This is a genomic window from Kribbella sp. VKM Ac-2569 (genome assembly GCF_004216905.1).
Taxonomy (GTDB): Bacteria; Actinomycetota; Actinomycetes; order Propionibacteriales; family Kribbellaceae; genus Kribbella.
Genome location: NZ_SGXJ01000006.1, coordinates 335,476 through 349,193, shown reverse-complemented (window position 1 = coordinate 349,193; position 13,718 = coordinate 335,476). Strand labels below are relative to the sequence as shown.

The 13,718-nt window shown below is 68.4% G+C and carries 14 protein-coding genes and 1 tRNA gene; 8 read left to right on the top strand and 7 right to left on the bottom strand.

Annotated features, from left to right (window positions below):
- The first annotated feature begins 82 nt into the window (after positions 1 to 82).
- Positions 83 to 466, top strand: a complete 384-nt coding sequence (locus EV649_RS35750) for a hypothetical protein (RefSeq protein WP_198682865.1) — start codon at positions 83 to 85, stop codon at positions 464 to 466.
- On the opposite strand, the gene EV649_RS35745 is transcribed toward EV649_RS35750, so the two are convergent.
- Positions 439 to 2,523, bottom strand: coding sequence for a hypothetical protein (locus tag EV649_RS35745; RefSeq protein ID WP_130388113.1), 2,085 nt, complete (start codon positions 2,521 to 2,523; stop codon positions 439 to 441). The genes EV649_RS35750 and EV649_RS35745 overlap by 28 nt on opposite strands.
- A gap of 187 nt (positions 2,524 to 2,710) precedes the next feature.
- Between EV649_RS35745 and EV649_RS35740 the strand changes: the two genes are divergently transcribed.
- Positions 2,711 to 3,295, top strand: coding sequence for a TetR/AcrR family transcriptional regulator (locus EV649_RS35740; protein WP_157996376.1), 585 nt, complete (start codon positions 2,711 to 2,713; stop codon positions 3,293 to 3,295).
- Here EV649_RS35740 and EV649_RS35735 read toward each other — a convergent pair.
- Positions 3,283 to 4,077 carry an SDR family oxidoreductase gene (locus tag EV649_RS35735; RefSeq protein ID WP_130388111.1) on the bottom strand — a complete coding sequence of 265 codons (795 nt, stop codon included), beginning with the start codon at positions 4,075 to 4,077 and terminating at the stop codon, positions 3,283 to 3,285. The two genes, EV649_RS35740 and EV649_RS35735, sit on opposite strands and share 13 nt — an antisense overlap.
- A 228-nt stretch (positions 4,078 to 4,305) precedes the next feature.
- On the opposite strand from EV649_RS35735, the gene EV649_RS40980 reads away from it, so the two are divergent.
- The 4 genes from EV649_RS40980 (at position 4,306) to EV649_RS35715 (ending at position 8,012) form a co-directional block, all read left to right on the top strand.
- A complete protein-coding gene (locus EV649_RS40980) occupies positions 4,306 to 5,082 on the top strand; it encodes a hypothetical protein (protein WP_157996375.1) in 777 nt (258 codons plus the stop codon).
- Complete coding sequence (locus EV649_RS35725; RefSeq protein ID WP_130388110.1) at positions 5,079 to 5,915, top strand: DUF4097 family beta strand repeat-containing protein; 837 nt, start codon at positions 5,079 to 5,081, stop codon at positions 5,913 to 5,915. The genes EV649_RS40980 and EV649_RS35725 overlap by 4 nt, the downstream gene beginning before the upstream one ends.
- Before the next feature lie 144 nt (positions 5,916 to 6,059).
- A complete protein-coding gene (locus tag EV649_RS35720) occupies positions 6,060 to 6,305 on the top strand; it encodes a hypothetical protein (RefSeq protein ID WP_130388109.1) in 246 nt (81 codons plus the stop codon).
- A 195-nt stretch (positions 6,306 to 6,500) separates the two neighbouring features.
- Positions 6,501 to 8,012 (top strand): hypothetical protein, encoded by a 1,512-nt coding sequence (locus EV649_RS35715; RefSeq protein WP_130388108.1) that lies wholly within the window; start codon positions 6,501 to 6,503, stop codon positions 8,010 to 8,012.
- A gap of 43 nt (positions 8,013 to 8,055) precedes the next feature.
- Here EV649_RS35715 and dcd read toward each other — a convergent pair whose 3' ends face one another.
- The gene (gene dcd, locus EV649_RS35710) at positions 8,056 to 8,631 is read right to left on the bottom strand and encodes a dCTP deaminase (protein ID WP_130388107.1); all 576 of its coding nucleotides are present in this window, start codon (positions 8,629 to 8,631) and stop codon (positions 8,056 to 8,058) included.
- Between the two features lie 145 nt (positions 8,632 to 8,776).
- Positions 8,777 to 9,217, bottom strand: a complete 441-nt coding sequence (locus tag EV649_RS35705) for a MarR family transcriptional regulator (RefSeq protein WP_130388106.1) — start codon at positions 9,215 to 9,217, stop codon at positions 8,777 to 8,779.
- 357 nt (positions 9,218 to 9,574) lie between these two features.
- On the opposite strand from EV649_RS35705, the gene EV649_RS35700 reads away from it, so the two are divergent.
- Both EV649_RS35700 and EV649_RS35695 read left to right on the top strand, forming a co-directional pair.
- Positions 9,575 to 9,648 (top strand) — tRNA-Gly (locus tag EV649_RS35700).
- 66 nt (positions 9,649 to 9,714) lie between these two features.
- Positions 9,715 to 10,251, top strand: a complete 537-nt coding sequence (locus EV649_RS35695) for a hypothetical protein (RefSeq protein ID WP_130388105.1) — start codon at positions 9,715 to 9,717, stop codon at positions 10,249 to 10,251.
- Here EV649_RS35695 and EV649_RS35690 read toward each other — a convergent pair.
- The 3 genes from EV649_RS35690 to EV649_RS35680 form a co-directional block, all read right to left on the bottom strand.
- Positions 10,243 to 11,037 (bottom strand): aminoglycoside phosphotransferase family protein, encoded by a 795-nt coding sequence (locus EV649_RS35690; RefSeq protein WP_130388104.1) that lies wholly within the window; start codon positions 11,035 to 11,037, stop codon positions 10,243 to 10,245. The two genes, EV649_RS35695 and EV649_RS35690, sit on opposite strands and share 9 nt — an antisense overlap.
- A 188-nt stretch (positions 11,038 to 11,225) precedes the next feature.
- A complete protein-coding gene (locus EV649_RS35685; RefSeq protein ID WP_198682864.1) occupies positions 11,226 to 12,077 on the bottom strand; it encodes a discoidin domain-containing protein in 852 nt (283 codons plus the stop codon).
- Positions 12,074 to 13,645, bottom strand: a complete 1,572-nt coding sequence (locus EV649_RS35680; RefSeq protein ID WP_130388103.1) for an alkaline phosphatase D family protein — start codon at positions 13,643 to 13,645, stop codon at positions 12,074 to 12,076. The genes EV649_RS35685 and EV649_RS35680 overlap by 4 nt, the downstream gene beginning before the upstream one ends.
- Between the last annotated feature and the right edge of the window lie 73 nt (positions 13,646 to 13,718).

Here is a 13,718-nt window from a genome sequence, read left to right as displayed (position 1 = left end):
AACCTAACCAGTGAAGTCAATCAGGCGGAACTATCCTTCGACAACCGCTGACTGCTCAGTAAGACGTGAGATCGTTCTGCCCGTGACCACGCACACGGCCCCCGACAGCCGTCTCGCCTCCGTATTTCGGTTCACGACCGAGCTCATCGCGTGGGTCGGGGCCCCGTGGGCGATCGCGCCGCATTCCGTCCTGCTCGCGATCGCCTCGGTCGTCGTCCTGATCGGCCTGCCGACGGTCTTCCAGACATGGGGCGACAAGCCGCATGTCGTCGTACCTGTGCCCGGTTTCGTCACTGTCCTGCTGGTGCTTTTGCAGGCGGTCGCCGCAGTTGTGGCTGCGTGGTTCGCCTGGCCGACTGTCGTGGCGGTCGTCGTCAGCGTCCTCGCGGCCGCTTGTGTGGTGACGGAGCAGCCGCGGTGGCGGTGGCTGCTGGCCGGTCAGGCGCCGCCGGCGCCTACTAGTTGAGGGTCGATCGAGAGGACCTGTACTGCGTTGCCGGTGGACTTGGCTGGGATGACTACGGCGACCTGGTGCAGGTAGTCCTGGTGGAGGGTCTGGGTGTACTTGACCATGCTGCTGAACGCGGTTGCCTCGCCGCTGGTCCAGTAGGCGTTCGAGCCCGGCTCGACGCGTTGCAGGTACCGCTCGGTGAGCGACAGGAACACCAGTGCGTCGCCGGACTCCGTGATGAAAGTCAGCGGGACACCGGACGGCGCAAACGTGTCGGTGACGTCGGCGATGTACGGCTCCGCGGTGTCGGTGGCCTTGGACTTCGCGCGGAGGTCGAGCATCTTGGTCAGGCCGGGGGTCGGCGTGAACAGCTTCGACTGCGGCGCGTTCTTACCACCGGTGAGGTACGCCGCGAGGTCCTTCGCGACCGCGTCGGGCCGGCCCTGGAGCTTGCTCAGGTCGTCCGCGTTCGGGGTCCGCAGGCCGTCGACGGACGGCAGTTCCACGGGGTTCGGCGGGTAGACCGAGTGGGTGAGCAGCCACGGGCTGCCGGCGTTCTCCCGCTGCCAGACACCGAGCTGACGGCTGCCGGGCGCGTCCGAGACGCCGGAGCTGACCACGAACCGCATCGGGTACGACGTGAATTGCGGAGCGCCGATCTCCGGGTCGGTGTAGCTGAACGGCTTCGACACGTCCTTGCCCGCGGCGTCGAGCTTCCGGCCGATCAGGAAGCCCGCCTGGGTCTGCGCGAGGGTCGGGTTGCCCTCGATCGTCCCGGCCAGCTTCCCGTCCCGGGTCTTGTTGGCCTGGTTGTTGAGCTGGTTGTACCGCTGGACGACGGCCTGCGCGTCGGCGAGCGTGACGGCCGGGCGGGAGTCCGCCGTGGTCATCGTGTTCTTCGGCGGCATCAGCCCGCAGCTGGTTGCCGTCAGCAACATCGCGCCGCTGGCCAGCAACGCCGCCGTACGCCGCACTGCCTCGTCGCTCTTCTCGAACTCCGGAGACGCTGCCAACGGGACGATCTCCTCCGCGACACTGTCGGCGGGCTCCTCGACAGGTTCGGCGTACGTCGGTTGCGCGGGCTCGTCGTACCGCTGGGAGGCGCCGGCCCCGATGAGCGCGGGTGACTTGGCCCGCGCGACCGCAGCAGGCGACATGAACATCGGCGCCGCCGGTACAGCGGCCGCCGGCCGAGCCGGAGCCGGCCGGACAGGCACCTGCCGAACCGGCGCCTTCACCGGAGTCGGGCGGACCTCCGCCGCGACCGGTGCCGGATCCGCCTCAGCAGGCTGCTCTTTCTTGGCGATGACCGGGGCGAACGGGGATACGCGGTCGGGGGCGAAGGGGGAGACGCGGTACGCCGGGGCGTTCGCCTCCTCGTCGCGCTGGACCGGGGCCGTCGTCACCAGGACTGGGATCCGCGTGTTCGTGATGACCGGGATCTCGGTCGTGTCCGCGATCTCCTTCACCACAGAGCGGCGGCGCAGCACCAGGGCCAGGCCGAGTGCGAGCACCACCACGCCGGCCCCGAGGACCAGCAAGCAGATGCCGAACAGTCGGTGCACCTCGACGCCGAACGTGACCTGCGCGCCGACCGCCGGCGTACCGTCCGCGTTCATCACAACCACGTCGTACAGCCCGTCCTGGATCGGCCAGTTGACGGCCTGCGAGCCGGGCGCGGACTGGGCGACCCACCAGTCCAGTTGGCCGGGCGGCGTCAGCTTCTTGGTGTCGCCGCGCAGCTCCTGCGTGCCGAACTTGGCCGGCGGCTCGAACTGGATCAGCTGGGTGTGCGCGGTCCCCGAGAGGTAGTCGCGCACGTCCAGGTCCTGCCCGACGCCGATGAACAGCGGCTTGTCGCCCGACGCGCTCACGCGCAGCGTCGGGCCGTGCCGGTCGAGGAGGGACGGTGCGGTGACGACCGCGAGGCCCGTGCTGGCGAGCTCGCGGCGAGGTGTCGAGATCGTGTTGTCCGGGCCGACGAGCCAGAAAGCCGCGACGGCTCCGGCGATGGCGGCGAGCAGGCCTGACAGTGCCAGCAGCAGACCCAGGGTGATGCGGGCGAAACGCATGAAGAGGCTCCCGTTGTCCGACGAGCCCGGCCCACGGACGGGTGCACCGGACGGCGGGTGCACTGGTCCGGACCCCTCTCCAGGTGTCCGGAAGCTCACCCGTTGTCACTGAATAACTGAGCCAACAAGGATCTGTTACGATTTCGTGTATTAACGAATGGCCATTCACAAACGCGGAGGCGCTGACATGGCCCGGCCACGGCTGGTGAGCGACGACGCGATCCTGGATGCCACTCGCCAGGTGCTGGCCGAGCTCGGACCGGTGAAACTGACGCTCGCGGCGGTCGGTTCCCGGGTCGGTCTGGCGCCGCCGACGCTGATGCAGCGGTTCGGTTCCAAGCGCGGTCTGCTGCTCGCATCCGCGGCCCGGTCACCGCTGATGGTCAAGCTCGCGGCCGAGGAGGCCGCCGCCCGGAACGCGTCGCCCCTCGCGACCGTGCGGGACTTCGCGCTGTCCGCGGTCGCGCACATCAAGCGTCGCGAGGAACTCGGCAACGGTCTCGGTTTTGTCCAGCTCGACGTCGCGGATCCGGAGTTCCGGCAGCACGCGCTGACGCACTCCGCGGCGATCGTCGACAGCTGTGAGACGTTCTACCTGGCCGCGGTGGAAGTCGGTGAGCTCCGCGCGGACACCGACGTACCGGCGCTGGCTCGGCACACCCTTGTCTGTTTCAACGGCGCGCTCCAGGTCTGGGCGGTGAACGGCTGGGGCTCGCTGCCCGATTTCCTGACCGAGCAGCTCGACCTGATGATCGCCCCCTATCTCAGGTAGGACGCGCCGTTGAAGTCGAGGACCGCGCCGCTCGCCCAGTTCGCCTGGGCTGAGGCGAGCCAGTAGATCGCGTTCCCGACCTCCTCGGCGGTCGCGACGCGACCGAACGGGCTCTGCGCCCGGATCGCGTCGCCGCCGGGACCCGCGAGGAACGTCTCGGTCATGTCGGTCGCGATGAAACCGGGCGCGATTGACGTCACGGTGATGTCATATGGCGCCAACGACGCCGCCAACGACTGTCCGAGCGAGTGCAGTCCGGCCTTCGAGGCGCCGTACGCCGGGACGTCGGGCTCACCGCGGTAGGCGCCGCGGGACCCGACGTTGACGATCGCGCCTCGCCGGACGCCGTCCGCAGGCTCCTTGTCGAGCATCTGCCGCGCCACGCACCAGGTCACGTGCGCCGCGCCCTCGAGGTTGACGGCGAGGGTACGACGCCACGTCGCGACCCATTCGTCGTACGACGTCTCCGCCAGCGGGTGACCGACCCGGCGGGAGCCCGCGACCGGCTCGTCGACGAACATCGCGGCGTTGTTCACCAGCACGTCGATGCGACCGAGCGCGGAGGCCGATTCCCCAACCAGGGAAGGGATTGCGGCGGCATCGCCAAGGTCTGCGGCGATCACCGCGTGGCCCTCGCCGGGCAGTCCGGCGCGGACCTCCTCGGCACGATCGACGGCGCCCCGGCAGTGCAGCACAATCCGGTCGCCGGCGGCCGCGAACGCCCGCGCGGCGGCCGCGCCGACACCCCTCGACGCACCGGTGATCAGTACTCCTCTGGTCATGGGGCCTCCCGTCCTGGACTGAGGAGTGGAGGGAGCGAAGCGACCGGAGCGACGAGGGAAGGACGGGAGTTGCAGCCCCATGACCCGCCGCGACGGAGTCGCGGCATCAATACAGACACGGTTCCTCCTGTCGATGACTGCCGACATTGTGCCTCTGACGCCAGTCTGACGACGACATGACATCACCGGGGTTGACAGTGACGTCACGATGACGTCATGCTTGCTGTCATGGAACTTGACCACTACCTCGAGTCGGTCCGGCGGAGCGTTGAGAACGCCACCGCCCTGGCCGACGAGCAAACTCGCTCCGTGGCACAGCGCCTCGGGGCAACGCTGGATGACGCGGGCCGCCTGGCCCTCATCTCAGCCCTGTCCGACGCCGCCGGGGAGATCAGCCGTGAGCTGTCCCCGGGTTCGGTCGAGCTCCGGATGGCCGGCGGCCGCCCGGAGTTCGTGGTCACGCCGGCGCCCAGCCAGCTGACCGGTCCGGACGAGATCGAAGAAGACATCGACGACGAGACCGACGCCGAGGCGGACGAGCAGTTCGTGTTCGACGCCGACGAGCCGACCGCGCGGATCACGCTGCGGCTGCCGATGTCGATCAAGAACAAGGTCGACGAGGCCGCCGACGCCGAGGGCATCTCCTCGAACGCGTGGCTGATGCGCACCGTGATGACCGAGCTCAGCGAGCGCCGCCGCGGCGGCCCGCGCCCGCCCCGGCCACCGCGCCCGCCGCGTGGCCCGGTGTTCGGCCCGGAGGGCCCGCTGGGTCCCAACGGACCGCTCGGCCCCGACGGGGTCTTCGGCCCGAACGGCGTGTTCGGTCCGAACGGACCGTTCGGCGAGGAAGGCGTCTTCGGCCAGGACCGCGGCCGCTTCGAGCGCGACCGGCGCCGTGACGACCGGGACCGCCGCCGGGAGGACAAGGATCGGCGCCGCGAGAACAAGGACCGGAACCGGGGCGGACACGGACCGGGCCAGCGACTGACGGGATGGGCAGAATGAGCGAGCGGAGTGCCACCCAGTTCATCGACGACGAGCACGAGCGGATCAACCGGATCCGGATCGAGATCGGCTCCGGCCTGGTCGAGGTCGGGCCCCACCCCGAGGGTGAGGGCACCGTGGTCTCGATGGAGGTCGAAGGCGACGACGACGGCATCGTGTTCGAGGTCACCGACGGCGAGCTCGTCATCGAGAGCCCGCGCAACGTCCGCCGCGGCCCGGAGATCACGGTCCGGATCGCCACCTCGACGGTTCTCGACGCCCGGGTGAAAACCGGTTCGGGCGACATCGTGTCGCAGGTGCCGCTCGGCTCCGCGCGACTCGCGACCGGCTCCGGCGACGTCCGGCTGACCCGGGTCGAGCACGAGCTCGGCGTCAACACCGGCAGCGGTGACGTCAAAGTCGAGTCGGCCGCCGGCGCGGTCCGGGCCGGCACCGGCTCGGGCTCGATCGAGATCGAGGAGGCCGGCGACGCGCTCGGCCTGAGCACCGGCTCCGGCGACGTCACGATCGGCGACGCGGCCGGTCCCACCTCCGTCAAGGTCGGCTCGGGTGACATCACCATCGAGCGGATCCGCGACCACTCGGTCGCCACCTCCGGCTCCGGCGACGTCAAGGTCGAGATCGCCGACGGGCCGAGCGTCCAGGCCGAGACGGCCCGCGGCGACGTACAGATCGGGGTCCCGGACGGACTTCCGACGTACCTGGACCTGAAGACGGTCACCGGACGGATCCGGTGCGATCTCGAGCCCGGCGAGAAGCCGGCCGAGGGGGACCGCGCCCTGATGCTGCGCGCCCGCACCGTCTCCGGCGACATCACCGTCGTCAAGGTCTGACCCGAAAAACGACCGCACGCGTCGGATCGGCGTGCCCGGGTTCGTTGGGTTGATGTAGGGGAGCCAGAGGTCCCGCCCTAGGGCGGGCCCTAGGCGAAGCATTGCCGAAAACCAGCACGGGGACTATGCGAGGGGAGCACGATCATGATCAGCGAACAGCAGGAAGTTGCCCGTTACCGCATCGCCGAGCGGGTGCAGGCCGCCGAGGCCCGGGCGCTGCGGCGCCAGGACACGACCCGGATCAGCGCACGAGAGGGCCTGGCAGGTGCGCTGCGCAAGCTGGCCGACCGGCTGGAGCCCACCTCCCGCCGCCTGACCGAGCCGGCCACCCGGCCGCTGACCGAGCCGCAGCCCCGCCACCGCGGGACCGGGCTCTCGATCGTCCGATGAACGGCCTACCGCTGAACGGCGCGGCCGCTGCGATCTGTGCGGTCTTGGAAAGGCTCGGACTTCTCGGCGCAGGATCGCCGGACCGCCGGTAGCGCTGCAGGTTGGTGCAATGCCTGTGGATAACCGCCGGACGGACCCGCGAACACTGCTAGCGTTCAGGCGATCATTCTCGGCGACCTGGGAGAGAAACCAACGATGTTGCGTCCGATGGTGGCAACCACAGCTGTCACCGCAGCCCTGATCCTGGTAGCCGGTTGCGGCGGCAACGACAAGAAGTCCGACGCGGGCACCGAGAACAAGGGCGGCGAGTCCACCACCTCGACCACACCGTCCGCCCCGACCGCCCCGTCCTTCGACCCGCCCAAGGCCTTCAGCCCCGCGGGAGCGTACCCGGTGATCAAGGACAAGGAGAACCGGTTCACGGAGGCGAAGGCCCAGACGGGCATTGCCGGCCAGGTCGCGCTGATCGGGCGTTGGACCGGCCTCACCGGCCACGACGTCGCCGACCCGAACAAGACCTGGACGGTCAAGTCCGCGGAGGTCGAGACCACCAAGGTCAGTGACGCGACGAAGCCGGTGGCGGTCAAGGTCGACGGCAAGGACGTCGCCCTGGTCGCGTACGCCGAATCCGACAAGGGCAGTGGGACACAGAAGCCGAGCGGGCTGGTGGTCGTCCACTGGGTCGACGTGGAGTCCGGCCAGAAGATCGCCGAGGTGTCCGCGAAGGTGAGCACGCTGGAGGGCACCGGCGATACCGCGCCCGGCACCCCGAGCATCTCCGCCGCGGCCTACGACCCCGAGACCGGCCAGGTTGCCGTCGGCGTGGGCCTGGCCGGCAGCGTGTCGAAGTACCAGACGGTGTACGCGGATCCCAAGACGCAGAAGTCCACGATCGTGCCGGGGATGAACCCGGCCGCCGTGCACGGCGGCGTGGTCGCGGGCTCGAAGGGCGCGGCGGACAAGGGCGCGGACGGCACGGTCCTGCTCGTCGACGGCGCGAGCGGCAAGGTCACGAAGCAGGTCCCGCTCCAGCAGGCCTCCCTCCAGCCGCTGGCCACCAGCGCCGGGCACGCGTACTTCTACGGGTACAAGGACGCGTCGTACGTCAGCGGGACCAAGGGCCAGGCCATCTTCGTGGTCGACCTGTCGACCGGTGCCGTCACGCAGACCGTGCCCGCGCCCCCGTCGGACTCGAACGCCGAGGTCGAGTGCCTGGCGGACCAGGCGACTTCGGTCGTCTGCACGAGCAAGACGGTCCAGGGCAGTGCCTTGGAGATCGTCGGGTTCGACGACGCGACCGGCAAGAAGGCGTGGGGCTACACGAGCGACTCCGGGGGTCGTGTCGTACCACGAGTGACCGCGGCCTTCCACGGAGTCGTGTACGCGCAGACCGAGGCACAGCCGGTGCTGATGGACGCGAAGACCGGTGCGGACCTGCCGAGCGCGTCATCCTCGTCCAGCCCGGGCTCGAGCGAAACCCCGTCCTCCGGTGACACACCCACGTCCGGTGACACGCCGTCCGGCAGCGACTCGCCGACGGGCAACGAGTCTCCCGGGAACGGTGACATGGGTCTGTTCGACGGCAAGGTGCTGTCGCCGTCGGCCGTGTCGCCGTACGGCGGTGTCTACGGGCAGTTGCCGAGCGGCGACGGCATGAGCTCCGTCGAGCTCGAATCCGTCTTCATCTTCCTGAAGCCGACCGCCTGACGTCAGCGAGAAGGGCCCCGGCTTCCCGGGGCCCTTTCGTTTGTCAGACGTCGGTGCGGTGGAAGTTCTTGTAGGAGCGGGACGGGGTCGGGCCGCGCTGCCCCTGGTAGCGGGAGCCGTACTTCGACGAGCCGTACGGGTGCTCCGCGGGGGAGGACAGCCGGAAGAAGCAGAGCTGGCCGATCTTCATGCCGGGCCAGAGCTTGATCGGCAGCGTCGCGACGTTCGAGAGCTCGAGCGTCACGTGGCCGGAGAAACCCGGGTCGATGAAGCCGGCGGTGGAGTGCGTCAGCAGGCCGAGACGGCCCAGCGACGACTTGCCCTCGAGACGGGCGGCGACGTCGTCGGGAAGTGTGACGAGCTCGTACGTCGATCCCAGGACGAACTCACCGGGATGCAGAATGAACGGCTCGCCGCCCTCGGGCTCGACCAGCCGGGTCAGGTCGGGCTGTTCCTCGGCCGGATCGATATGCGGATACCTGTGGTTCTCGAAGACCCGGAAGAACCGGTCCAGTCGTACGTCGACACTCGACGGTTGCACCATCGAAGCATCGAACGGATCCAGCTGGACCCGCTTCGCGTCGAGCTCGGCCAGGATGTCACGGTCGGAGAGCAGCACGGTCGCACGTTAGCAGCGTGCCGCTCGTCCGCACAGCTCGAGTTGCCGGTCAGGCCCGTTTCCCGTGCCTGGTGGTGAGTCGTCCGGAGCCCTCAGCTCCCCGGCGGGAGCACACCACCAGACCGTGGGCCTGAGGCAACTATCGTCAGTTGGCCAGCTTGTTGAACTTCGACACCTGGGTGGCGAAGGTCTTCACCTGCGCCGGCGACCAGTCCTTGAGCAGGTCCTCGATCACCTTGTGCCGCTTCTTCCGGGCCGCCGTCAGCTTGCGCTTTCCGGCCGCGGTCAGTGTCAGCAGCGTCGCACGCGCGTCCGACTTGTCGGCGGCCCGCTTCAGCAGGCCCTCCTCCTCGAGTCGCGCACAGGCCCGGCTGACCGGTCCCTTGTCCACCTCGAGTGCTGCCACCAGGTCGGCCATCCGCACCGGTGCCAGCTCCTCCACGTGGTTCAGCAACGCGTACTGCGCCGGCTCCAGGTCCGGATGCGCCTCGTCGGACAGCGTCCGCTGCAGACCGCGCAGCCGCCGTGCCAACGTGACGAGTTCCTTCTCCAGGTTGTCCACCGCGTCAGTTGTGTCTGTTGCCACCGTTCACCCCTTCATCCAGTTGCCCCGCAACCATCTTGTCCGGTCCCGGCGAGGACCGCATCCTCACGTTGCGTCGAATGTTGCCCCCGGCAACGCGTTCTAATCTGCCAGAAGATGACGAACCTGCCCAGTCCTGAACGTGCCCTTTGTGAAAAACTGCCCAAGAACCCCCGGTGCAAACCGTCCACCCCCTGTTTTCGATGCGTTCGGCACCGATTTCCGGGCCAAGGCGGCTGACGCCGCAGCAACCCGGTTGTTCCACGGTAGGTCGTGCCGGGGCGCCCGGCACGCGGACCCGGCGTGGTTGCGTGCTCCCGGATCGGCTATGCTCTTCACCGCTGTCGGGAGACCGGCCGCGCGGGTGTAGTTCAATGGCAGAACATCAGCTTCCCAAGCTGACAGTGCGGGTTCGATTCCCGTCACCCGCTCCACCGATAACCCGCAGGTCAGCGGCATGTTCTGATCTGCGGGTTTTGTCGTCCCAGGGAGGATTCACCGTGTCGCAGTCCGGCCACGCGATCTTTCTGAACGGTGGATTCGGAGTCGGCAAGTCGTCCACGCTCGAGCATATCGGGGATCTGCTCGCGAACACCGGCAGGCCGTTCAGCCTGATGGATGTCGACTGGTTCCATCGCTCGTGGCCGCCTGCTGAGCAGGACAATGCTCTGATCGAGGCACACAACATCGCCGCGGTCTGGAAGTCCTATCGGTCGGCGGGCCCGCGCCAGTTGGTCATGTGTGGGGTGATCAGTACCGCAGCCGACCGAGAGCGCTACGAGGCCGCAGTCGAGAGTCCTCTTCGCATGGTTCGCCTCACCGCGAATGCCGACATCACCAGGAAACGACTGCGGGGCCGATACAGCGCGAGTCAGAGGTCGGCGTTGGAGTGGCACCTGGAGCGCTGCGACGAGATCGCCGCCCGTCTCGACGCCGCGGACCTGGACGAATTGGTCATCGACACCAGCGGCCTTGAGCCGCACGAGGTGGCTGAGCGCACGCTGCGCCACTTCGATCTGCTGGACAACTCAGAGTAAATCGATCGTTTGCGTTGTTCGGTGCAGTTGGTCGAGTTTGCCGGGAAGGTCCCGCAGAGTGTTGCCGATGGCGTTTTCGATCGTCGTGCGGTCGCCCATCCATCGGACCGCGGTGGTCTCCCCGAGTGAGACGCGGATTTGCTCGCCGAGAACCTGCACGACATTTCTCGCCACACTGAGGAAGAGGTCCGCGCCGGCCCATCCGAGATCGCCGCCTGCTGCGACGTACGCGGTGAGGATTCTCTTGACCTGCTCGGGTTCGCCGCCTCCGAAGATGTACGCCGACCGACCTGCCTCAAGGGCTGCGCTGTCGGTCCGGACGCTGTCCCAGTCCACAAGCACGGGGCCGGATTGCGACATGACGACGTTGTGGGTCTTGAAGTCGCCGTGGGTTGTCACGAGATCCGGTACGTCGTCGCAGAGCTCAGCGATGCGTGTGTTGACAGTGAGGATGTGCGGAAGGTTGTCCACGCCTAGACCTGCCCACGAGGCGTCACGTTGCTTGGCCTCGGCGAACCAGCTCTCCCAGGTCCCGCGCTCCTGCACTGCTTGCCGCCACCACTCAGGCAAGCCGGCTCGGCCGAGCGCCTGCAGCTGATGGACCTGCGCCATCGTCCGGCCGAGCCACGCCGAGATGTCGGGCTCCTGCGTGCGGTGCTCGATCCATCGGTAGACCCGGAACAGCCGGTCGTCGACGCGGGTCACCCAACCGAGGAGGGGATTGGTTGGCGTGATCGGCTCCGGCATGTCCACGCCGGACGCGAGTGCCTGACGCTCGAATGCCATCGCGACCGCCAACTGGTGCACGTCCCGCGGGAGGAAAGTACCCCTTGACGAAGTAGCTTCCGGTCGAGGTGTTCAGCCGCCAGGCATCCGCGTCGCCGCGTCGGACGTGGATGAGGTCGCCGTCCGGTGCGCCCAGTGCGAATGCGAGCGCGATTTCTTCTGAACTAGGCATGGTTCAAATGGTTGACCTAGGTTCCGTAGGCCTCGAGTTCGACGATGCGGGAGTAGGTGTGGTCGTTGCCGTCGAGGCAGAGGATGCGTACAGCTTCCGCCTGGACCGGGTCAAAGGTCGACGTGACGTGGCCCAGGGTGTTGCCTCGGACCTGTGTGACGGTCTGCCATGCGCCACCGACCTTCGCCTGGACGTCCCAGTCGCGTAGGCCGTTGAGCCGTGCCGGGTACTTCGCCGAGTCGAGTGTGTAGAGCTCCACCCGGTTCACGGTGGCAGGTGCCGACAGCGCGACGTCGTACGTGTCGGGGAAGACCGCGCGGGTGCCGTCGTTCCAGCCGGTCAGGGTGTCCCAGTGCTCTGGGTCATTGTCGCCGTCGACGGCGCCGCAGAGGGTGAAGTTGCCATGGGTCGAGGACGCCGTCGCTTGCTCGCCGAGCGCGAGGTTGTCACCGGGGCCCTTCGACGGCAGCGGCTCGACCGTCACCGGAACCGTGACCTGCGACCGGTCGACCTCGACGCCGATCTGATAGCTGCCGGGCTTGGTGTCGCGTGGGACCCGGACCTCGACCGGCGCGGAGACGGGCTGGTCGGGGTCCACCGCGGGCAGCCACGACGAGAAGAGTGTGCGGGACAGCTGCAGCGGACCGGTCGGCTCGAGCGTCAGGTCGGCGTACCGGTCCTGGCTGCCGGTGTTGGTCATCGTCAGGTTGAGGGTGCTGGGGAGGCACGGGAGTCCGACCACACTCAACTGCTGCGGAGCGACGCTCACCGCAACATCGGAGGTTGCCGCGGGCATCGAACCGGAGCCGAGCAGGGCGGCCGCCAGCAGGGTGCCGGCCGCGACGACGGTCTGTCGGGGGATCCTCATTTCTGTACCTCCGCGATGCCGGGGCGGCCGTCCTCGACGAGGAGTTTGGCGCGAGTGCTCACGGTGCCGCCCTGGACGGACACCTTGTCGACGACGCGGTAGTCGGAGATCCATCGTTGCGGCGTGATGGAGCAGCTGACGTACCCGCGCTGGAAGTTGCCGAACTTCATGTGCGGGTTCTCCCGCAGCAAGGTCGCGCCGCCGGCGTCGAGGTCCTCACCGTCGATCCCGGACGTGATCGAGGTACCGACGAACTCGGCGCCGACCGTCGCCGACGCCGGGTCGTTGAAGTCCAGCTTCAGATCCGACGCGACGCTGCGGTGCAGGTCGCCGGCGATCGACACCAGGTTGCGGACCTTGCGCTGAACCGCGCCGCCGAGGATCCGGTTCCGCGATGCCTCGTACCCGTCCCAGGTGTCCATCGGGACCAGCACTTCCGGCCCGTCCTTGGTGTCCAGCCGGGCGATCGCGGTCTGGTGCGCCAGCACGTTCCAGCGCGTCTGCGACGCGGCCCATCCGTCGAGCAGCCACTTCTCCTGCGCATCACCGGTGATCGTGCGCGCCGGATCGGCTGTCTCCGGACCGGGTGCCTTCGTGCCGTCGCCGTACGCCTGGTCCGACCGGTACTGGCGCGTGTCGAGCACGTTGAACTCCGCGAGCCGCCCGTACCGGATCCGCCGGTACAGCTGCATGTCCGGGCCCTTCGGCAGTTGCGCGAGCCGCAGCGGCATGTGTTCCCAGTACGCGCGGAACGCGTTGGCCCGACGTACCCGGAACTGGGCCGGCGGCGCACTCGGATGCGCCTCGTCGGCCCAGTTGTCGACCACCTCGTGGTCGTCGAGCGTCACGACCCACGGCGCGTTCGCGTGTGCGCTCTGGAGATCGGGATCCAGCTTGTACGCCGCGTATCGCTGCCGGTACTCGTCCAGCGTCGCGGTCTGCTGGGTGATGTACGGCTCGTTCGAATGCGGCCGGATGCCGCGGTCGATCCCGAACTCGTAGATGTAGTCGCCGAGGAAGAACACCACGTCGTGGTCGCGCTTGGCCATGTCGGCGTACGCCGTGTACCAGCCCTCCCACCACGCCTGACAGGACGCGAACGCCAGCGACAGTTCAGGAACAACAGCGTCGTACGCCGGCGCGGTCTTGGTCCGACCGATCGGGCTGAGTTGGTCGTTCGCGCGGAAGCGGTACCAGTAGTGCCGCCAGGGCTGCAGCCCGCGTACGTCGACGTGCACCGAGTGGCTCGCTTCGGGCCCGGTCCTGGCCGTGCCGGAGCGGACGATCCGGCGGAACTGCTCGTCCTCCGCGACCTGCCACTGCACCTCGACCGGCCGCCGATCCATCCCGCCGAACGGCGCGAGTGGATCGGGGGCCAGCCGGGTCCAGATCACCACCGCGTCCGGCAACGGATCGCCGGAAGCGACACCGAGCGTGAACGGATCCCGCCGGTCCACCCGGCCGGTCCATCCCGCTGCGGCCGTCTTGATCTCCGGAAGACTGCCGCTCAGCGCGAGCGCCGCCGCTGCTCCGCTGACGGTAAGGAAATTGCGTCGTGTAGTCGGCATCGGCACCCACCCACCCGATCATCCTGAGGTGATCACATCCGTAACGGGAGATTACGAGAAGTTCACACAACGG